Here is a 20,969-nt window from a genome sequence, read left to right as displayed (position 1 = left end):
TTTTGCCTCTATTGAAAACAGGGAACGCGTTGTGAAAAAAATTATCTTATTGATCCTCATTGTCATCGCCCTTGCCGCTGGCGGCTGGTACTGGATGAAGGCGGGTAATCCGAATGCGTTGCGACATATCGTTCTCGACCAGTGTGTGCCGAATCAGATCCAGAACCGTAACCCGGCACCGTGTGCGCAGGTGAAAATGGATGCAGGCTATGTGGTATTTAAAGATCGCAACGGGCCGCTGCAGTACCTGCTGATGCCGACATATCGCATCAACGGTACCGAGAGCCCGCTGTTGACCGACGCTCATACGCCGAACTTTTTCTGGCTGGCGTGGCAGTCCCGCAGCTTTATGACCCTGAAGCGTGGATCCGAGGTGCCTGACAGCGCCATTTCGCTGACGATTAACTCCCCGACGGGTCGTACGCAGAACCATTTCCATATTCATATCTCCTGCCTGCGCCCGGACGTGCGCGAGAAGCTCAACGCGGCACAGGGCGAAATCAGCACCCAGTGGCTGCCTCTTCCTGGGGGGCTGGAAGGACATGAGTATCTTGCTCGCCGGGTGACGGAGAATGAACTGGTCCAGCGCAGCCCGTTTATGATGCTGGCAGAAGAGCTACCGGAAGCGCGCGACCATATGGGGCGCTTTGCCCTGGCGATGGCGCAGCAGTCGGACGGTTCGTTTGTGTTGCTGGCGACCGAGCGCAATCTGCTGATGCTCAACCGCGCGTCGGCAGAGGAATTGCAGGATCATCAATGCGCTATCCTGAACTAACCCCACCATAAATCGCGTTTACTCGGGCTGCCTGTCACCGTAGACTTGCTGAAAAATTCTACAGGAGACAGGTATGTCGCTCTGGTTAACGCATCCTCTGCTGCTGCCCTCACTGATCGTTGGCGTCACCATCGTGCTGTGGGCGACGTCGCTATTGCCGGAATTTATCACCGCGCTGCTGTTCTTCACCGCGGCGATGACCGCCAGAATCGCCCCGCCGGAGGTCATCTTCGGCGGTTTTGCCTCGTCGGCTTTCTGGCTGGTATTCAGCGGTTTTGTGCTCGGCGTGGCAATCCGTAAAACCGGACTGGCGGACAGAGCCGCCCGGGCGCTGTCGTCAAAGCTCACCGACTCCTGGGTGTTGATGGTGGCGAGCGTGGTGCTGCTGAGCTATGCGCTGGCGTTTGTGATGCCGTCGAACATGGGGCGTATTGCGCTGCTGATGCCGATTGTCGCGGCGATGGCAAAACGCGCCGGTATCGCCGACGGTTCCCGCGCCTGGTATGGGCTGGCGCTGGCCGTGGGGTTCGGGACTTTCCAGCTTTCGGCGACTATCCTGCCTGCTAACGTCCCTAATCTGGTAATGAGCGGTGCGGCGGAAGGCTCGTACGGCATCCATCTGAACTATGTCCCGTATCTGCTGCTGCACACGCCGGTGCTGGGCATTCTCAAAGGCCTGATCCTGATTGGCCTGATCTGCTGGCTATTTCCCGGTAGCCCGAAACCGCCGAAGGAACTGGCGCCGTCTGAGCCTATGGGGCGGGACGAAAAGCGTCTCGCCTGGCTGCTGGCGGTGGTGCTGGGGATGTGGGTGACGGAGAGCTGGCACGGCGTGGGGCCCGCGTGGACGGGGCTTGCGGCGTCGATCGTCGTCATGCTGCCGCGCATCGGCTTTATCACCGGGGAAGAATTTTCAGCGGGCGTGAACATGCGTACCTGCATTTACGTCGCGGGTATTCTCGGTCTGGCAATCGTGGTGACGCAAACCGGTATCGGAACGGCCGTGGGCGAGGCACTGCTTCGCATTATGCCGCTGGATGCAGACAGACCGTTCACCAGTTTCCTGGCGCTGACCGGTATTACCACCGCACTCAACTTCATTATGACCGCCAACGGCGTGCCGGCGCTGTACACCACGCTGGCGCAGAGTTTTTCGGACGCGACCGGTTTCCCGCTGCTGTCGGTGATCATGATTCAGGTGCTGGGCTATTCCACGCCGCTGCTGCCGTATCAGGCGTCGCCGATTGTGGTGGCAATGGGGCTCGGGAAGGTGCCTGCAAGGGCGGGGATGGTGCTTTGTCTCGCGCTGGCGGTGGCAACTTATCTGGTGCTGCTGCCGCTGGATTATCTGTGGTATAGCGTGTTAGGTAAGTTGTAGGGTTTTTGTAGGGCGGGTAAGCGCAAGCGCCACCCGCCACAAAGGCAATTACGCCTGTTTAGCCGCTTCTGCCGCTTTAACGATCACCGCGAAAGCGTCAGCTTTCAGGGATGCACCGCCAACCAGCGCGCCATCGATGTCTGGCTGGGTGAACAGCTCAGCAGCGTTGGCTGCGTTTACGGAACCGCCGTACTGAATAATCACTTGCTCAGCGACCTTCGCGTCGGCTTTAGCAATGTGGTCACGGATGAATTTGTGAACCGCCTGAGCCTGCGCAGGGGTTGCAGATTTGCCGGTACCGATCGCCCAGACTGGCTCGTATGCGATTACCGCGCCTTCGAATGCTGCCGCGCCCTGGGTTTTCAGCACTGCGTCGATCTGACGTGCGCACACTTCTTCGGTTTTGCCCGCTTCGTTTTCCGCTTCGGTTTCACCGATGCACAGAACCGGGATCAGACCCTGCTCTTTCAGCACGGCGAATTTCTTCGCGATGAACTCGTCGGATTCTTTGTGATAGGTGCGACGCTCGGAGTGGCCGATGATGATGTATTTCGCGCCGATATCTTTCAGCATTTCAGCGGAGGTTTCACCGGTGAACGCGCCAGACAGGTTAACGTCAACGTTCTGCGCGCCCAGAATGATGTGGCTGCCGTCAGCGGCGTGTTTAGCCAGATCCAGGTACATATCCGGCGGAGCGATAGCAACCGCGCAGCCCGTCACGCCAGCCAGCTCTTTACGCAGGTTCGCAACCAGCTCGTTTACCATGTGGCGGCTGCCGTTCAGTTTCCAGTTACCCATCACTAAAGGATGTCGCATTTCAATTCTCCACGCTAAATAAGCGAATTAAGGAATATGGCCACCCTGTCGGGCAGCATGGTCTGTGAATCAGTATAGAGATTTTCCCTCGAAAGGCTTTGCTTTTTGTCATTAATTCGCCCCGCCGAGAGTGTCAGATAGTGCCAGCTTAATCGGTTCAACAGCGAAGGTCAGTCCTTTTTCGCCGTTGTCCGCCACAACATAGCGGATCGCGCCTTCGGTATCGGCGTAGTAACGCTTTTTTTTCCCGGCGGTAAGGAGTTTTTGCAGCTTTTGCTGACTTTGCTTTTTCGTCAGCGCAGGGGTAAAGGCCTGCAATACCGCGCTCATGTACTCCAGCGCTTTCGCCTTAGCGGCTTTCTGCTCTGGCCCCTGTATCGGCAGCCAGGTGATTTGCATGCTTTTAATTTTTAACGTACCGCGCTCCAGCGCCGTGGAGGCATACAAATTCTCGTTAATCTTGCTTGCCGCACGGGTCAGGGTAGGCGCGTCGCGGGGGCCATCAATAGCGCGAAACTCATCCAGCGGGAGCGTTGGGTTGGCCTGATTGAAGGCTTCACGAAACTGGCTGATGGACTGATCGAACGACGGCGCGCCCGCCAGCAGATACGGTGCTGTGGTCGGGGCAGTGGTTTCGGCGGCGTGCAGGGGATAACCCGCGCTGAGCAGCGCTAAACACAGGAAGAGAGAACGTGCCGAACTTTTCATCAACATTGCCCCTGGCCGTAAGTGCTCATGATTAAAACGATATCTGGTCGGCTTGTCAAAAGGTCACAACTCCAGGGTAAAATGCGCGCTATACGATAATAAGGAACCTTACATGACCATACAGCAGTGGCTGTTTTCATTCAAAGGGCGTATTGGACGCCGTGATTTCTGGATCTGGATGGTGACGTGGATTGTCGCCATGCTGCTTCTGTTTTTCGTTGCTTACAATGCATGGCTGAGCACGCAAACGGCGGCCTTCGCGCTGGTCTGCCTGCTATGGCCAACGGCGGCGGTTGTCGTAAAGCGTCTGCACGATCGCGGACGTTCCGGCGCGTGGGCATTTCTGATTATTCTGGCGTGGATGCTGGTAGCGGGAAACTGGGCGATGCTTCCGTCCATCCTGCCGTGGGTCGTGGGCAGGCTGCTGCCGTCGGTCATCTTCGTGATGATGATTGTCGATCTGGGCGCGTTTATTGGCACCCAGAGCGAAAACAAATACGGTAAAGACACCGTTGAGGTGAAATACCGCTGATCACCAGTAGTGTTCGGCGGTCATATGGCCCGGTCGGCGGCGAAGATGTTTCGTCATCTGCCGGGTATCCTTCAGAAGCTGCTGCGTGTCACGTACCATCTGCGGGTTGCCACACAGCATGACGTGGCTGGTTTCAGCATTAAGCGGCAAGCCCACCGCGTCTTCCAGGGCTCCACTCTCAATTAACGCCGGCACGCGACCGGTAAGCGTTCCTGCTACGGTTTCACGGCTGACCACCGTCTGAATCTTTAACTTCCCGCCGTACTGCTGTTCAAGCGCCTGCATCTGCGGCAAATAGCTCAGGTCTGCAGCGTAACGCGCAGCGTGAACCAGCACGATGTTTTTAAAGCGTTCCAGATCTTTGCCGTACTGCAATATAGAGAGATAAGGGCCGATGGCCGTACCGGTTGCCAGCATCCAGAGCGTGTCGCAGTCAGGGATCTCTTCAAGCACAAAGAAGCCTGCCGCTTCACTCACAATTTGCACCTCGTCGCCGGGCTTTAGGGCGGCAAGGCGCGGGCTGAGCTTACCGTCAGGAACGGTGACCAGATAGAACTCGAGATCCGGGTTATCAGGCGCGTTAACGTAAGAGTAGGCGCGCTGCACGCGCTCGCCGTCGACGTCCAGCCCCAGCTTCGCAAATTGCCCGGCTTTAAACGGGTTAACGGGAGCATGTACGGTGAGACTAAATAGCGCATCGGTCCAGAACTGTACCTTTGTGACTTTACCTGTTACCCAGTCCGCCATGATCTTCTCCTGTGCTGTTTCTCGGTTCTATCTTCCGTACTTGTGGTGAAAATTTCCAGCCCGTCAGGGCCGGAAAGCTCTATCGATCAAACGGTTTTACAGAATGTGCGTCTGCACGTCAGGGTCTTTGCGGTCGAGATAGTGGATAGACTGGATGCGGCGAATGGTGCGTGATTTACCGCGGATCAGCAGGGTTTCAGTAGTGGCCATATTACCTTTGCGGGTGATGCCGTCCAGCAGATCGCCTTTGGTGATGCCGGTCGCCGAGAAGACGACGTTATCGCTACGCGCCATCTCGTTCAGTGCCAGCACTTTATTGGCCTCGATGCCCATCGCTTCGCAGCGCGCCAGCTCGTTTTCCCCGATACGGCGGTTCTCTTCGCTGTCGCCTTTCACCTCATGGCGGGGCAGCAGACGGGCCTGCATATCGCCATCCAGCGCGCGGATCACCGCCGCAGAGACCACACCTTCCGGCGCGCCGCCGATGCCGTACAGCACGTCAACTTCGCTGTCCGGCATGCAGGTCAGGATCGAGGCGGCAACGTCACCGTCCGGAATGGCAAACACGCGCACGCCGAGCTTTTGCATCTGCGCGATGGTGGCGTCGTGGCGCGGTTTTGCCAGAATAGTCACGGTAAGTTCGCTAAGGGGTTTGCCAAGGGCTTTGGCGATGTTGTGCAGGTTCTCTTCCAGCGGCAGGCTAAGGTCGATTGCGCCTTTCGCGCCAGGACCGACAATCAGCTTTTCCATGTACATATCCGGCGCGTTGAGGAAGCAGCCCTTATCGCCCACGGCCATCACCGCTAAGGCATTGGCCTGACCCATCGCCGTCATGCGGGTGCCTTCGATCGGGTCAACCGCGATATCCACGGCATCGCCTTTGCCGGTACCGACTTTTTCACCGATGTAGAGCATCGGCGCTTCGTCGATCTCGCCTTCGCCGATCACGATGGTGCCGTCGATGTTGACCTGGTTAAGCACAATGCGCATGGCATGGACGGCTGCGCCGTCTGCGGTATTTTTGTCGCCACGACCCAGCCATTTATAGCCTGCAAGGGCGGCTGCTTCGGTGACGCGGGAAAACTCGATAGCAAGTTCACGTTTCATGAGGTACTCGTGCAATCAAAAGGAATTGCACGAAGTTTATCACAGAGTGGGTAAGGTGCGGTCTGTACTCCCCTGACCCTAACCCTCTCCCCAAAGGGGCGAGGGGACTTAAAACACCCTCTCCCCAGGGGAGAGGGAATTAAGGACAATTACTCTTCGTGCTCTTCCCAGGCTAGGGCACGCTTCACCGCTTTCTTCCAGCCGCTGTAGCGGAAGTTACGCTCGGTGGTTTCGATGCCTGGGCGGAATTCGCGTTCGATAACCGCTTTTTCCTGCAGCTCGTCCAGGTTCTGCCAGAAGCCTACCGCCAGGCCGGCAAGGTACGCCGCGCCCAGCGCCGTCACTTCACGCACTTCAGGGCGCTCAACGCGGGTGCCCAGAATGTCGGACTGGAACTGCATCAGGAAGTTATTCGCTACCGCACCGCCGTCCACGCGCAGGGCGTGCAGACGAATGCCGGAGTCAGCCTGCATCGCTTCCAGCACGTCGCGCGTCTGGTAGGCGATGGATTCCAGGGTGGCGCGAATAATGTGGTTAGAGTTCACACCGCGCGTCAGACCGAAAATCGCCCCGCGTGCATACGGGTCCCAGTACGGTGCGCCCAGACCGGTGAACGCAGGTACCACGTACACGCCGTTGGTGTCTTTCACTTTGGTTGCGAAGTACTCGGAATCGAACGCATCGCTAATCAGCTTCATCTCGTCGCGCAGCCACTGGATAGACGCACCGGCCATGAACACCGCACCTTCCAGCGCATAGTTCACTTCGCCGCGCGGGCCGCAGGCGATGGTGGTCAGCAGACCGTTTTCTGATTTCACCGCTTTCTCACCGGTGTTCATCAGCATAAAGCAGCCGGTGCCATAGGTGTTCTTCGCCATCCCTTCCTTGACGCACAGCTGGCCGAACAGCGCCGCCTGCTGGTCACCGGCGATACCGGCGATAGGAATACGGGTGCCGCCTTTACCGCCGATGTTGGTCTGACCGTACACTTCGGAAGACTTACGCACTTCAGGCAGCATGGCGCGCGGAATGTCCAGCGCGTCCAGCATCTTGTCATCCCACTCCAGGGTGTTGATGTTGAACAGCATGGTACGCGAGGCGTTGGTGTAATCGGTGACGTGAACGCGTCCCTGGGTCATTTTCCAGATAAGCCAGGTATCGACGGTACCGAACAGCAGCTCGCCGCGTTTAGCACGCTCGCGTGAACCTTCCACGTGGTCGAGGATCCATTTCACTTTGGTGCCGGAGAAATACGGGTCAATCACCAGGCCTGTTGCGCTACGGATGTAATCTTCCATGCCCTCGCGCTTCAGTTTTTCGCAAATTTCTGCGGTGCGGCGGCACTGCCAGACGATGGCGTTGTAAATAGGCTTACCGGTTTCGCGTTCCCAGACCACGGTAGTTTCACGCTGGTTGGTGATACCAATCGCGGCAATCTCGTCGGAACTGATATCGGCTTTCGCCAGCACTTCGACCAGCGTGGAGCTTTGTGATGCCCAAATCTCCATCGGGTCGTGTTCTACCCAGCCTGGACGAGGATAAATTTGCTCAAATTCGCGCTGTGACACGCTGACGATGTTCGCGTCATGATCCATTACGACAGCGCGGGAGCTGGTAGTGCCCTGGTCGAGCGCAACGATATATTTTTTTTCGGTCATGGTATGTGTCCCGTAGTCAGATTACAGCGAAGCTTTTTGTTGTGCGGTAGAAGTCGTTTCCTTCTCCTCTTCCACACAGGTGTCGCACGGTAAGTGGCGACCAATTAATTTGCGGTAGCTAAACGCACCCAGCGCAGCCCCGACAACCGGCGCAAACAGCGGTACCAGGAAGTAAGGAATATCTTTGCCGCCGGTGAAGGCGACGTCGCCCCAGCCTGCGATAAAGGCGAACGCTTTTGGTCCGATATCACGTGCCGGGTTCATCGCGAATCCGGTCAGCGGGCCCATGGATGCGCCAATCACCGCAATCAGCAAACCAATCAGCAGGGGTGCCAGCGGGCCGCGCGGAATGCCGTTTCCGTCGTCGGTCAGCGCCAGGATAACGCCCATCAGAATAGCGGTAATCACCATTTCAACTGCGAACGCCTGCACAAAATTGATATGCGGGTTAGGGTAGGTTGAGAAGATGCCTGCCAGATCCAGACTTTCGACGCTGCCGCGCACCATATGATGCGTCTGTTCGAAGTCGATGAAAAGATTGTAATAAAGCCCGTAAACTAACGCCGCTGCGCAAAACGCGCCGGCAAACTGAGAAAGAATGAAAGGTACAACTTTGCGTCCGTCGAAGCACGCGAACAGCCACAGTGCGATTGTCACCGCCGGGTTAAGATGTGCACCAGAAACCCCTGCGGTCAGGTAGATGGCCATCGCCACGCCCAGACCCCAGATGATACTGATTTCCCACTGACCAAAACTGGCACCCGCCACTTTCAGTGCAGCGACACAGCCCACTCCGAAGAATATCAACAACCCGGTACCAAGGAACTCGGCAATGCACTGGCCTTTTAAGGTTGATGTCTGACTCATAATCGGAATCCTGAAGAAATTGATGTTTATTGTTAGCATGGCCGCCCGTGACAGCCACGATGCCCTGTAGACATAGTGTTAATTTATCGTTAACGAGCAAAAACGAGAAATATCGAAATCAAAATGTGTGGTCTGCGTCAATAAAATGAGCGTTTTCGCGCCATAAAGCACATTTTTGCAGCAGTACAGGAATGTGAGCTGAATCATTTCATTAACGAATCAGTTAACAATTTAGGGGTATATGACGCGAACGCACCAGGACCAGACCTAAAAGTGTTGCAAACCGCGATCTGCGCGGTGTGTCGCTGGACACAGAGCGCCGCGCTCCATACAATCGACGGTATATGTCGTGCGCGTTTATGTTAAAGCGTCGCCTTGCAATTCAGGAGAGGTAGCATCATGTCTTTAGAAGTGTTTGAGAAACTGGAATCGAAAGTACAGCAGGCGATTGACACCATCACCCTGCTGCAGATGGAAATTGAAGAGCTGAAAGAGAAGAACAACAGCCTGGCGCAGGAAGTTCAGAACGCTCAGCACGGCCGCGAAGAACTGGAGCGCGAAAACAACCAGCTGCGCGAACAGCAGAACGGCTGGCAGGATCGCCTGCAGGCGCTGCTGGGACGTATGGAAGAGGTTTAATTCCCATTGGGATTAATGAGTAGGCCGGGTAAGGCGAAGCCGCCACCCGGCTTTTTTTATGCCAGTAATAAAAAAGGCCGCCAGAGGCGGCCTTAACGCTACTTGTCCTGCGCTGTCATAGTAAGAGCAATCAACACATTCGGTTCATCACTCTTTACAACGAGTACGCTGGCGACAATGAACGCGATACATAAATAGCGTTTCATTATGCGGTCCCTGCAGCTAACCGCTCCACCGTTCACCACCGGTGATAAGTCGGTGGACACAAGCCTGGTTAAAGGCTGCTTTACGGTTGTGAGTATACCTTTCCCTGGACCGATGCCCATTTGCGAAATGGCGGAAAGGGACGCAGCATCATAATGAGCAACAGCAGCGTAGTTAAGGTTTTCATAGATAATTAGGAATTTATAAAGGGTTGATGGGGTTGCCTGAGGTTTGAACCAGGGTAAGATAAAAATCCTGGTTAAAGGTTGCAAAACTTCCCAACGGACCGCGAATCCCGAGGGACAAAAAAACCGCCACATTGCTGTTGGCGGTTTTTTTATGGTTCACGCTTACGGTTTTACTACTCGATATCCAGCGCATCCTCGGACAGGATAATACCGGTATTATCGGCGTAGAGATGGTCCCCGGAGAAGAAGGTCACGCCGCCGAAATTGACGCGCACGTCGCTTTCGCCGATACCGTCACCTGCCGCCCCTACCGGTATGGCCGCGATGGCCTGAATCCCGATATCCAGGTCTTCCAGATCGTCCACCTGACGCACGGAACCGTACACCACAAGGCCTTCCCACTCATTCTGGACGGCAATGCCGGCCAGTTCAGCATCAATTAACGCACGGCGCACGGAACCGCCGCCGTCGACCACAAGAACGCGGCCGCGGCCATTCTGTTCGAGCAGATCGTACAGCAACCCGTTGTCCTCGAAACATTTCACCGTGACGATTTGACCGCCAAACGACGACCGCCCACCAAAGTTGGAGAACAGCGGTTCAACGACGTTGACATCTTCCTGGTAGATGTCACAAAGCTCGGAGGTATCGTATTTCATAGGTTTAACGCTCAGTTGCTGCGAATGTGTTCAGTATATCGTGCGAAATGCGTTGTTGGCAAAATCATCAATTGTTAATTGATATTTGTCAGCTAACGCAGCGTCTGGCTTAACACAATCCCGATGACGAACAACAGGTTAGTCAGCAGCGCGCCTTTTACCGTACGCTCCAGCATTGGCGGCATGGCGGACGGGTTGAGTTCACGCATCACAAAGCGGGCCTGCTTAATCAGCAGCGGCGCGGCAAGCACAAACAGCCAGCCCCACAGGCTCTGCAAGGAAATCAGGTTAAACAGCGCCAGGCATACCAGCGCGCCAATGAGCAGGCAGGCATGATAGCGGCGCGCATTGACCGGCCCCAGACGAACCGCCAGGGTGTTTTTGCCGTTCTCGCGATCGCTGTCGATATCGCGCAGGTTGTTGATGTTGAGCACCGCCGTCGCCAGCAGGCCGCAGGCGGTCGCGGGCAGGAACAGAGCAGGGATCACCGTATGCGCCTGTAAATACCAGCTTCCCATCACGCTCAGCCAGCCGAAGAACACCAGTACGGAGATATCACCGAGCCCAATATAACCGTAAGGACGCGTGCCGACGGTATAGGTGATGGCCGCGATAATGGCCAATAAACCCAGCACCAGGAAGCCGATAAAATCGCTGGTGGTCTTAGACGCCACCGTCACCAGCGCCAGGCCAGATACGCAGATCAGCACCACGGTGATAATCAGCGCGCGTTTCATCTGCGCCTGGGTAATCACCCCTTTCTGCATTCCGCGCAGTGGCCCTATGCGGTCCGGCTTGTCGCTGCCCTTTACCGCGTCGCCGTAGTCGTTAGCGAGATTGGAGAGGATTTGCAGCAGGCCAGCGGTAATCAATGCCAGCGCGGCGACCAGCGGATCAAAATAACCCTGCCACCAGGCAAGGGCGGTGCCGACGATAATCGCGGCAAAGGCCAGAGGAAGTGTTTTAGGGCGCAGACTTTCGAGCCACGCCTGAGTACGGCTGATGTCAGTCATAAGTATTTAGCCAATAAAAATGGGGGCATTAGCCCCCATTAAACGTGATGAGAATCCAGTAACCGCGATTATAGGATAAAACGGCTCAGATCTTCATCTGCCACTAACGCATCCAGATGTTTACTCACATATTCTGCGTCAATGGTAACGGTTTGACCGTTAAGGTCGCTCGCGTCGTAAGAGATATCTTCTACCAGGCGTTCCAGCACGGTATGCAGGCGACGCGCACCGATGTTCTCGGTGGTTTCGTTGACCTGCCATGCGGCCTGGGCAATACGTTTGATACCGTCTTCGGTGAACTCGAGGTTCACGCCTTCGGTCGCCATCAGCGCTTTGTACTGTACGGTAGCAGAGGCGTTTGGCTCGGTCAGGATACGTTCGAAATCTTCGGTGGTCAGCGCCTGCAGCTCAACGCGGATTGGCAGACGGCCCTGCAGTTCCGGGATCAGATCCGACGGGCTGGCAACCTGGAACGCGCCTGAAGCGATAAACAGGATGTGGTCCGTTTTCACCATGCCGTGCTTGGTGGAGACGGTGCAGCCTTCAACCAGCGGCAGCAGGTCGCGCTGAACGCCTTCACGGGACACGTCCGGGCCGGAGCTGTTGCCGCCGCGCTTACAAATTTTGTCGATTTCGTCGATAAACACGATACCGTGCTGCTCAACCGCGTCGATAGCATCCTGCTTCAGCTCTTCCGGGTTTACCAGCTTCGCCGCTTCTTCTTCAATCAGCAGCTTCATCGCGTCTTTAATTTTCAGCTTACGCGCTTTCTGCTTCTGGCCGCCCAGGTTCTGGAACATGGACTGCAGCTGGCTGGTCATCTCTTCCATGCCCGGAGGCGCCATGATTTCCACACCCATTGGCGCGGCAGCGAGATCGATCTCAATCTCTTTGTCGTCCAGCTGGCCTTCACGCAGCTTCTTGCGGAATGCCTGGCGCGCAGCGGACGGTTCCGCCTGCTGTTCTGCCTGGCCCCAGTTGTTTTTTGCCGGTGGGATCAGCACGTCGAGAATGCGCTCTTCGGCCATCTCTTCTGCACGGTAGCGGTTTTTCTCGATTGCCTGGACGCGCACCATCTTGATCGCCGAGTCGGTCAGATCGCGGATGATGGAGTCCACTTCTTTACCCACATAGCCCACTTCGGTGAACTTGGTGGCTTCAACTTTGATGAACGGTGCGTTAGCCAGCTTCGCCAGACGACGAGCGATTTCGGTTTTACCAACGCCGGTCGGGCCGATCATCAGAATGTTTTTCGGCGTCACTTCGTGGCGCAGCTCTTCGTCAAGCTGCATACGACGCCAGCGGTTACGCAGAGCGATAGCCACGGAACGCTTCGCGTTATCCTGGCCGATAATGTGTTTGTTCAGTTCGCTGACAATTTCGCGTGGGGTCATTTCAGACATGGGAGATCCTTACGCTTTGGAGGTCAATTCTTCGATGGTGTGGTTGTGGTTGGTATAAATGCAGATATCGCCTGCAATATCCAACGCCTTCACCGCGATATCACGCGCGTTCATGTCGGTATTTTCCAACAGCGCGCGGGCTGCAGCCTGGGCATAAGGGCCGCCAGAGCCGATGGCAATCAGGTCATTTTCTGGCTGAATCACGTCACCGTTACCGGTGATGATCAGCGAGGCGGTCTCATCGGCTACCGCCAGCAGCGCTTCAAGCTTGCGCAGCATGCGGTCGGTACGCCAGTCTTTCGCCAGCTCAACGGCAGCTTTCACCAGATGACCCTGGTGCATTTCCAGTTTGCGTTCAAACAGTTCAAACAGCGTAAAGGCGTCCGCCGTGCCGCCTGCAAAACCGGCAATCACTTTGTCGTTGTAGAGGCGGCGCACTTTCTTCACGTTGCCTTTCATGACGGTATTACCCAGCGTGGCCTGGCCATCACCGGCGATTACCACATGGCCGTTACGGCGTACACTTACTATTGTTGTCACGAGCAGACCCCCTGGTTACAGAATCGGGAAACAGAAGCCCTGAGCCTGTGCTCAGGGCTGAATTAAATGATAGATGGGGGGGATTTTGGGGGTTTCAACCCCCGGAGGCGAGTCGAATGCAGTTTGTGTGGCCGGCCACTTTCAAACGCGAAATGGTGCCATCGGCGTTTTCTTTGCCTTTAACCGGACCAATCACCACGCGATTCCAGCCGTTATTGGTGGTAATACGCGAATCAAAACCTTCAAAGGCCAGCTGAGCTCGTACCGTTTCCGCCTGCTCGGCACCTTTGAACGAACCGCACTGTACCATCCAGCGGCGCTCATCTTTTTTCTCCGCCGTCTGCTTCGGCGCTTCGGTCTCTTTGGTGACCGGCGCGGCCTGCTGCGTTTTCGGCTGCTGCGCGGTGGTATGCGCTGGCGTCTGGAGCAGATCCTGATACGGCTGAGCCGCCTGTTTCTGCGGCTGCGTTTTCGGCGGCTGTTGGACAGGCTGAGACTGCACCGTACGCGTCTGCTGCTGGTATGGCTGTTCCGTTACCCGCGACTGGGCTTTCGGCTGCTGCACCGGCTGGGTTTGCGCCCATTGCTGCTGCTGTTGTTGCTGTTGCTGAATCTGCTGTTGCGCCTGACGTCGCTGCAGCGTTTGCTGGCGCTGCGCCGGGGTCTGCTCATTCCACGGCACTTCGTTCAGCTGCGTAGGCTGCTGGCGCATATCGGCCTGCATTTGTGCGAGCAGCTGACGCTGTTCATCCGTCAGCTGATTCGCATTCTGCACTTCACCCCCCGCAGAAGGTTCGGTTGGCGCACGCACCCCAGGCTGACGGCTTTCCAGCTCTTTGATATAGCGCCAGCGCTCTTCAGGTTTTGGAGGAAGGCCATTTCCGGCAACTTTACTGGCCTGAAGCGCCTCAGACTCTTCTTTTTTATGGTGCGTGATAAAGTACAGGCCACCAATAAAGGCGACGACTACAGCCGCAGCAATAGCGACCATTGCTGGCGATACAGCAGGCAGGTTACGTTGCTTTTTCCTTGAGCTACTCTTTTTGCGTCGCGAAGGTGCCGGCTGGCCGCGACGTACATAATCTCGTTGTGCCACTATCGTTTCGCTGTATTTATTCGTTCGTCAGTCCGCCATGTTACTTAAGCGGCGGGGCTTTGACCAGATAAGGGTATCCGAAAGACGTTTACTTTAAGTCAATGCCTGGGTAGTGCCGCGAACAATCAGTTCGCAGTCCAGCAACCGCGAGCCGCTGCTAACTGTTTGACCGTGAAGCTGATCCAGCAGAAGCAGCATCGCTTCGCGGCCGATTTGATAGCGCGGCTGAGCGACCGTTGAGAGCGGCGGATCGCAAAATTCTGAAAGCGAAATATTATCGAATCCGACGATCGATAAATCTTTCGGTATCCGCAGGCCGCGGCGTTTAGCGTACGATAATGCGCCCAGCGCCATCACGTCGCTGTGACAAAATACGGCGGTTGGCGGTTCAGGCAGATCCAGAAGTTTCTCCAGCGCTTGTCCACCCGCGGCGAAGGTAAAGTCACCGCGCGCAATGTAGTGCGGATCGACGGTGACGCCGGTACGGCGCAGCGCCTGAACGTAGCCCTGCAAGCGATAGTGACAAAGCGGCATCTCTTCCGGCCCGGCAATACAGCCAATGCGCTTATGCCCCAGCTCCTGGAGATAGTTTACGGCGTTGAACGCGGCGGTGAGGTTATCAATGTGGACCGTCGGCAGCTCCAGCTCTGGCGCAAACTCGTTGGCCATCACCATCGGCGGTAAATTACGCTGTTCTTCAATGCTGGCATCAAACGGCAGGCGAGAGCCTAGCAGCAGCATGCCGTCGATCTGCTTGGTGATAATGAGATCGATGAAGGTTTTTTCCTGCTGGTTCTGGTGAGCACAGTCGCCAATCAGCACCAGGTAACCCTGTTCCGCTGCGGTGACTTCAATACCGCGGATAATCTCGCTGAAGAAGGGGTCACAGATGTCCGGCACAATCACCAGAATGGTGCGCGACTCATTGCGTTTAACGTTACGCCCCATCGCCTGTGGGAAATAGCCCACTTCAAGCGCAGCCTGCTCTACCCGGTTACGGGTCGCCTGGGAGACTTTATCCGGGTTCATTAATGCGCGGGATACCGTTGCCGTAGAGACTTGTGCTTTCTGGGCAACGTCTTTCATGGTCGCCGGTGCAACCTCTTTCCTGGACTTCAACGTCTTCTCCTCGCCTGAACACCGAACTTCTGACATCACCATTTTTACAGATAGTTAATGGAATCGGTTACAGAATTTTCATAAAAAGTGTGAGGAGCGTTAAATTTTTCGATCCGTCTTCAACCTTCGATGGGATCGACGTCCAGTACCCACTTCACTTTTCGCGCTTCCGGCAGGGTATTAATCAGCACCAGCGCGCCGCTGACGATGTGCTGAAGACGAACCCGCGAGGGGTGCTGGAGCAAAATTTGCCAGCGAAAACGTCCGCCGCGTTTTGGGGCGAGTGCCGGCACCGGGCCCAAAATCCACAGCTGATTATCCACCAGCGGGCTGGCCTGCAGGAGGTTTCTCAGCTGCTGCAGGAAAAGCGGCGCCTGCTGGTTGTTATGGTCTTCCGCGCGGATGATGACGTGGCTGGTCCACGGCGGCAGCTGCATGGTCTGGCGTTCGGCCAGCGCCTGCTCGGCAAAGGCGTCATAGCCTTTATGCAGGAGGGTTTGCAGCAGCGGGTGTTCAGGATGGTGTGTTTGCAGCACCACTTCGCCCTGTTTACCGGCGCGACCGGCACGCCCTGCCACCTGGGTATAAAGCTGGGCGAAGCGCTCGGCTGAGCGGAAATCTGCCGAGAACAGCGCGCCGTCCACGTCCAGCAGGGCGACCAGCGTCACGTCCGGGAAGTGGTGGCCTTTCGCCAGCATCTGGGTGCCAATCAGGATGCGCGCGCCGCCGCGATGCACTTCCGCCAGCTGCTGTTCCAGCGCGCCTTTGCGGCTGGTAGTGTCCCGGTCGATACGCGAAATAGGCACGTCCGGGAAGAAGGGACCAAGCGCCTGTTCCAGCTGTTCCGTTCCCAGCCCCACCGGCACGATATGCGTGGAACCACATGACGGGCACTGGCGAGGAACCGGACGCTGGCTGTCGCAGTGGTGGCAGCGCAAATGCCGCTGGGCCTGGTGGAAGGTGTAGTAATGGTCGCAGCGCGGGCACTCGGCAATCCAGCCGCAGTCGTGGCACAGCAGCGCGGGCGCGAATCCGCGTCGGTTAAGGAACAGGATCACCTGATTCCCCGCCTGCAGGTGCTGGCGCATTCGGGTAATTAAGGCAGGCGCAAGCCCGGCCTGAACCTGCTGACCTTTCAGATCCAGCACGTGCTGAATGGCCGGACGGGCATTCCCCGCGCGGCGCGTCAGGCGCAGCATGTGGTATTTGCGCTGGCGCACGTTGTGCAGCGTTTCGAGCGCAGGCGTGGCGGAGCCGAGAATAATAGGGATCTGCTCACTGTGCGCGCGATAAACAGCCAGATCGCGGGCGTGATAGCGCCAGCCTTCCTGCTGTTTATAGGAGCTGTCGTGTTCTTCGTCGATCACGATAACGCCAAGATTTTTAAACGGCGTAAACAGCGACGAGCGGGTGCCGATCACAATCGCCGCTTCGCCGTTTTTCGCTTTCAGCCAGGCGCTGAGGCGTTCGCTGTCGTTCAGGCCGGAGTGCAGCACCTCAACCGGCGCGTTAAAGCGTTCGCGGAATCGGGCGATGGTTTGCGGCGTCAGGCCAATTTCCGGCACCATCACCAGCGCCTGTTTGCCCTGCGCGAGCACGTTTTCCAGCACGCTCAGGTAGACCTCCGTTTTACCGGAACCCGTCACCCCTGCCAGCAGCCAGGCAGAGAAATGATCGGAAGCGCTATGAATCGCGCCCACGGCGGTGGCCTGCTCGGTATTCAGACGCAGGCGATCCCCTGAAACGGAGAAACTCTCGCGCCAGTCGTAAAGGGCAGGTGCTTCGCTTGCCAGTTCGCTAAGCCCTTTCTTTCTTAATGCCTGTAGCGCCGTTTCGCTGACCTCAAGCTCGTCGACCTGATGCCGCCAGATTTTCCCCTGACGCAGCGCCGCCAGGGCCTGCTGCTGTTTCTGCGAGCGCTTGAGGCTGTTAATATCGACCGCCTGACCCTGCTCGGTAGCAAACCAGTACCACATCGGCGCATGGCTGGCACTTTTGCCCTGGCGCAGCATGATGGGCAGAGCGTGGAACAGGACGTCACCAATGGGGTGATGATAATAATCCGCCGCCCACTGCAGCAGTCGCCAGGTACTGGTGGAGTAAACGGGCTCGCCGTCCAGCACCTCAATGACCGACTTCAGTTCGTTCAGCGGCAGTTCGCTTTGATCGCTGACGGAGACAACAATCCCCACGCGCTGCTGTTTGCCAAACGGCACGGTCACGCGACAGCCCGCTTTGGCGCTCATGCTGTCGGGCAGCAGGTAGTCAAAGGTGCGGGGAAGCGGAACGGGCAGGGCAACGTGAGCGACGGGCATCGAATCTTCCTGACTTGAAAAGTGGCGCGTTAGTATACACATTAGTGAAAGCGGCGTGCGGATCAGTTTGCATACGTTGGTCAAATTCTGTATGATTCGCCGCCTTTGGTGTATATTACGCCAGAGAAATTACATTCAACATCGCGTGGTGTCTGGCGTTAGGGCTGGAAGAGCGACGCGGCCTTAACTGAGGTTCTCCCATGAAAAAAGATATTCACCCGAAATACGAAATGATTACTGCAAACTGTTCTTGCGGTAACTCTATCCAGATCCGCTCCACCGTGGGCCACGATCTGAACCTGGACGTGTGCGGCAAATGCCACCCGTTCTACACTGGTAAGCAGCGTGATGTTGCAACCGGTGGCCGTGTTGACCGCTTCAACAAGCGTTTCAGCATCCCGGGCGCTAAATAAGCATCCAGGAAAAACCGCCTTCGGGCGGTTTTTTTGTGCCTGTTATATCCCTTCTGAATAAATCACATCTTAATATTTATATCTAAAATAATTAATTACGTATCATTGTATTAAATATATTTGTCTGATTTATTCTTTAACGGATAGTGAACTGTACCTCTCATTTCTTTAATTCTTTGCCATCCTTTTGACGGGGGTGTCAAAAATTAAAAGGTTTCTCTCGTTTCGTAAACTTACACTGCGCCCGTCATACATTCTTATTTGCCATGACGACACAGTGGCTTTCAGGGTGCGTTTACTTCGAGGGAAATGTTATGAAATTGAAGCAACTCTTATTTGTGCTTCCGTTAATATCGTGCGCGGCGCAGGCGGGATATGTGGACTACCGACACGAGTATTACGACGATGGGCGTAACTACGACCGTGTGTACATGTCACACCGCTTTGGCACGGGCTTTGGCGTAGCGGTTGAGGCGGTATCGCGCTCCGATAACAAGCAGTCTAACGACGCGCTTAATAATATGGAAAGTAACAGCAACGAATATACCGCAAGCTATCAATTTACCTGGCAAGGTTTTATCTGGCAGCCGGGCGTCGCCGTTGAAATGGGTGATGACATGGCCATCTATAAGCCTTATCTGCGCGTGCAGTATAATATTAATGACAGCTGGTGGACGGCGTTTCGTTATCGTACGGAATACACTCGCCGCAATGCGGACGGAAAAGATGATCGTATGGTTTATCGTCCGGAAATGTGGCTGGGTTATAATATTGATGGCTGGATGTTCGAGCTAAACGGCATATATAAATTCGCCGACAATGAAGACCTGTATAACAATAAAAAAGAAGATTACGAATATAACTTCCGCGTGGCGTATAACATTGACTCGTGGATCCCCTTTGTGGAAGTGGGCAACGTCTCTTCCGGCTATAACACTGCCACCAGCGACGACCGCCAGACGCGTCTGCGCGTGGGTTTAGGCTACAACTTCTAAGAAACCATCCCGCTGAGTAACCTCAGCGGGATCGCACCGCAGTTAGTATTCCCACGTCTCCGGGTCAATGCCCAGTTCACGCATGATGACTTTCGCCTCTTCCGGGATTTCATCACTACGCTCTTTGCGCAGATCTTCATCGTTCGGCAACGGTTGACCGGTAAACGCGTGCAGGAACGCTTCGCACAGCAGTTCGCTGTTGGTCGCGTGGCGCAGGTTGTTCACCTGACGACGCGTACGTTCATCGGTGAGGATCTTCAACACCTTCAGAGGAATAGAAACCGTAATTTTCTTTACTTGTTCACTCTTCTTACCGTGCTCAGCGTATGGGCTGATATATTCGCCGCTCCATTCAGCCATGAGATACCTTTAATCCTCTCAGTCATTTATCTAAAGGTGCAAAACCTGTAACCACCCGTTTTGAACCGCAATCTTGCCTAGTTTACCGTAGAGACGATACCGTGGCACGGATATTGCCGCTGCAGCGTGCACTAAAGCATATAATTTTAACGGCTATTTGCGCATTGCTCAATCTATACGCAAAGAAGTTTAGATGTCCAGATGTATTGACGTCCATACTTTCAATGTTTACTCTGGTGCCTGACTTTTCACCTCATTCGCCAGGAAGCCCTCACCATGACGCGTAAACAGGCCACTATTGCAGTGCGTAGCGGATTAAATGATGACGAGCAGTACGGCTGCGTTGTCCCGCCGATTCATCTTTCCAGTACCTACAATTTCACCGGATTTAATGAACCCCGCGCGCATGATTATTCGCGTCGTGGCAACCCTACGCGTGACGTGACCCAGCGTACGCTGGCCGAGCTGGAAGGTGGCGCAGGTGCAGTATTAACCAATACGGGGATGTCCGCCATTCACCTGGTGACCACGGTGTTCCTGAAACCAGGTGACCTGCTGGTAGCGCCGCACGATTGCTACGGCGGCAGCTATCGCCTGTTTGATAGCCTGGCGAAACGCGGCTGCTATCGCGTGCTGTTTGTCGATCAAAACGACGAACAGGCCTTGAAACAGGCGCTGGCAGAGAAACCAAAGCTGGTCCTGGTGGAAAGTCCAAGCAATCCATTATTGCGCGTTGTCGATATTGCGAAAATTTGTCAGCTCGCAAGGGATGCGGGAGCGATAAGTGTAGTGGATAATACGTTCCTCAGTCCGGCCCTTCAGAACCCACTCGCACTGGGTGCCGATCTGGTATTGCATTCATGCACTAAATATCTGAACGGCCATTCTGATGTGGTAGCGGGCGTGGTGATTGCCAAAGATCCCGACGTTGTCACCGAACTGGCATGGTGGGCCAATAATATTGGCGTCACCGCGGGTGCCTTCGACAGCTATCTGCTGTTGCGCGGCATCCGCACGCTGTCGCCGCGCATGGAAGTGGCGCAGCGCAATGCCCAGGCGATTGTCGATTTCCTGAAAACCCAGCCGCTGGTGAAGAAGCTCTATCACCCGTCGCTGCCGGAAAACCAGGGGCACGAGATTGCCGCGCGCCAGCAGAAGGGATTTGGCGCGATGTTAAGTTTTGAACTGGACGGTGACGAGCAAACGCTGCGTCGCTTCCTGAGCGGGCTGTCATTGTTTACGCTGGCGGAATCATTAGGTGGGGTTGAAAGCTTGATCTCCCACGCCGCGACCATGACGCACGCAGGTATGGCACCCGAAGCACGTGCCGCCGCCGGGATTTCTGAGACGCTGCTGCGGATCTCAACCGGTATTGAAGATTCTGAAGATTTAATTGCCGATCTGGAAAATGCCTTCCGGATCGCAGCCAAGGGGTAA

General features: G+C 55.8%; 21 protein-coding genes. 7 read left to right on the top strand and 14 right to left on the bottom strand.

Annotated features, from left to right (window positions below; all coding sequences use genetic code 11):
- Positions 1-31: 31 nt before the first annotated feature.
- Entirely contained in the window at positions 32-775 is a 744-nt protein-coding gene (locus AC2TE5_RS22490; RefSeq protein ID WP_484612392.1) for a CDP-diacylglycerol diphosphatase, read from the top strand.
- Positions 776-848: 73 nt separating this feature from the next.
- Positions 849-2,153 (top strand): SLC13 family permease, encoded by a 1,305-nt coding sequence (locus tag AC2TE5_RS22485; protein WP_213329787.1) that lies wholly within the window; start codon positions 849-851, stop codon positions 2,151-2,153.
- Between the two features lie 48 nt (positions 2,154-2,201).
- Here the strand turns inward: AC2TE5_RS22485 and tpiA are convergent, their stop codons facing one another.
- Positions 2,202-2,969 (bottom strand): triose-phosphate isomerase, encoded by a 768-nt coding sequence (gene tpiA, locus AC2TE5_RS22480; RefSeq protein ID WP_213329785.1) that lies wholly within the window; start codon positions 2,967-2,969, stop codon positions 2,202-2,204.
- A gap of 111 nt (positions 2,970-3,080) precedes the next feature.
- Positions 3,081-3,677 carry a DUF1454 family protein gene (locus AC2TE5_RS22475; protein ID WP_484612391.1) on the bottom strand — a complete coding sequence of 199 codons (597 nt, stop codon included), beginning with the start codon at positions 3,675-3,677 and terminating at the stop codon, positions 3,081-3,083.
- A 112-nt stretch (positions 3,678-3,789) separates the two neighbouring features.
- On the opposite strand from AC2TE5_RS22475, the gene AC2TE5_RS22470 reads away from it, so the two are divergent.
- Entirely contained in the window at positions 3,790-4,209 is a 420-nt protein-coding gene (locus AC2TE5_RS22470; RefSeq protein WP_023333860.1) for a DUF805 domain-containing protein, read from the top strand.
- On the opposite strand, the gene fpr is transcribed toward AC2TE5_RS22470, so the two are convergent.
- The 4 genes from fpr to AC2TE5_RS22450 all read right to left on the bottom strand — a co-directional run bounded on the left by fpr (position 4,210) and on the right by AC2TE5_RS22450 (position 8,588).
- On the bottom strand, positions 4,210-4,956 hold the full coding sequence (gene fpr / locus AC2TE5_RS22465) for a ferredoxin--NADP(+) reductase (protein WP_213329782.1): 747 nt from the start codon (positions 4,954-4,956) through the stop codon (positions 4,210-4,212). It lies immediately after the preceding gene.
- Between the two features lie 96 nt (positions 4,957-5,052).
- On the bottom strand, positions 5,053-6,063 hold the full coding sequence (gene glpX / locus AC2TE5_RS22460; RefSeq protein ID WP_484612390.1) for a class II fructose-bisphosphatase: 1,011 nt from the start codon (positions 6,061-6,063) through the stop codon (positions 5,053-5,055).
- Between the two features lie 149 nt (positions 6,064-6,212).
- Entirely contained in the window at positions 6,213-7,721 is a 1,509-nt protein-coding gene (gene glpK / locus AC2TE5_RS22455) for a glycerol kinase GlpK (RefSeq protein WP_063144383.1), read from the bottom strand.
- 21 nt (positions 7,722-7,742) lie between these two features.
- The gene (locus AC2TE5_RS22450) at positions 7,743-8,588 is read right to left on the bottom strand and encodes an MIP/aquaporin family protein (protein WP_014885705.1); all 846 of its coding nucleotides are present in this window, start codon (positions 8,586-8,588) and stop codon (positions 7,743-7,745) included.
- 399 nt (positions 8,589-8,987) lie between these two features.
- On the opposite strand from AC2TE5_RS22450, the gene zapB reads away from it, so the two are divergent.
- The gene (gene zapB, locus AC2TE5_RS22445; RefSeq protein WP_010436935.1) at positions 8,988-9,227 is read left to right on the top strand and encodes a septal ring assembly protein ZapB; all 240 of its coding nucleotides are present in this window, start codon (positions 8,988-8,990) and stop codon (positions 9,225-9,227) included.
- A 565-nt stretch (positions 9,228-9,792) separates the two neighbouring features.
- On the opposite strand, the gene rraA is transcribed toward zapB, so the two are convergent.
- The 7 genes from rraA to priA form a co-directional block, all read right to left on the bottom strand.
- Positions 9,793-10,278 carry a ribonuclease E activity regulator RraA gene (rraA, locus tag AC2TE5_RS22440; protein WP_032662736.1) on the bottom strand — a complete coding sequence of 162 codons (486 nt, stop codon included), beginning with the start codon at positions 10,276-10,278 and terminating at the stop codon, positions 9,793-9,795.
- A gap of 92 nt (positions 10,279-10,370) precedes the next feature.
- Positions 10,371-11,291: a 1,4-dihydroxy-2-naphthoate polyprenyltransferase gene (menA, locus tag AC2TE5_RS22435; protein WP_484612389.1), complete on the bottom strand. Its 921-nt coding sequence runs from the start codon at positions 11,289-11,291 to the stop codon at positions 10,371-10,373.
- Positions 11,292-11,359: 68 nt separating this feature from the next.
- The gene (gene hslU / locus AC2TE5_RS22430) at positions 11,360-12,694 is read right to left on the bottom strand and encodes an ATP-dependent protease ATPase subunit HslU (protein WP_023309685.1); all 1,335 of its coding nucleotides are present in this window, start codon (positions 12,692-12,694) and stop codon (positions 11,360-11,362) included.
- 9 nt (positions 12,695-12,703) lie between these two features.
- Positions 12,704-13,234, bottom strand: coding sequence for an ATP-dependent protease subunit HslV (gene hslV / locus AC2TE5_RS22425; protein ID WP_008501802.1), 531 nt, complete (start codon positions 13,232-13,234; stop codon positions 12,704-12,706).
- Positions 13,235-13,328: 94 nt separating this feature from the next.
- Positions 13,329-14,330 carry a cell division protein FtsN gene (gene ftsN, locus AC2TE5_RS22420; protein ID WP_484612388.1) on the bottom strand — a complete coding sequence of 334 codons (1,002 nt, stop codon included), beginning with the start codon at positions 14,328-14,330 and terminating at the stop codon, positions 13,329-13,331.
- Between the two features lie 93 nt (positions 14,331-14,423).
- Positions 14,424-15,449 (bottom strand): DNA-binding transcriptional regulator CytR, encoded by a 1,026-nt coding sequence (gene cytR / locus AC2TE5_RS22415; RefSeq protein ID WP_063144386.1) that lies wholly within the window; start codon positions 15,447-15,449, stop codon positions 14,424-14,426.
- Between the two features lie 119 nt (positions 15,450-15,568).
- Positions 15,569-17,764, bottom strand: coding sequence for a primosomal protein N' (priA, locus tag AC2TE5_RS22410; RefSeq protein ID WP_484612387.1), 2,196 nt, complete (start codon positions 17,762-17,764; stop codon positions 15,569-15,571).
- Between the two features lie 200 nt (positions 17,765-17,964).
- Here priA and rpmE point away from each other — a divergent pair, with 200 nt between their 5' ends.
- On the top strand, positions 17,965-18,177 hold the full coding sequence (gene rpmE / locus AC2TE5_RS22405; protein ID WP_003862040.1) for a 50S ribosomal protein L31: 213 nt from the start codon (positions 17,965-17,967) through the stop codon (positions 18,175-18,177).
- 314 nt (positions 18,178-18,491) lie between these two features.
- A complete protein-coding gene (locus AC2TE5_RS22400) occupies positions 18,492-19,172 on the top strand; it encodes an oligogalacturonate-specific porin KdgM family protein (protein WP_063144388.1) in 681 nt (226 codons plus the stop codon).
- A 42-nt stretch (positions 19,173-19,214) separates the two neighbouring features.
- On the opposite strand, the gene metJ is transcribed toward AC2TE5_RS22400, so the two are convergent.
- Positions 19,215-19,532: a met regulon transcriptional regulator MetJ gene (metJ, locus tag AC2TE5_RS22395; RefSeq protein WP_015966498.1), complete on the bottom strand. Its 318-nt coding sequence runs from the start codon at positions 19,530-19,532 to the stop codon at positions 19,215-19,217.
- Positions 19,533-19,808: 276 nt separating this feature from the next.
- Here metJ and metB point away from each other — a divergent pair, with 276 nt between their 5' ends.
- On the top strand, positions 19,809-20,969 hold the full coding sequence (metB, locus tag AC2TE5_RS22390; RefSeq protein ID WP_063144389.1) for a cystathionine gamma-synthase: 1,161 nt from the start codon (positions 19,809-19,811) through the stop codon (positions 20,967-20,969).

This window comes from Enterobacter sp. N5-15, from assembly GCF_057221635.1.
Note: the sequence above shows the minus strand (reverse complement) of the source record. Positions and strands in the feature narration are given on the sequence as shown.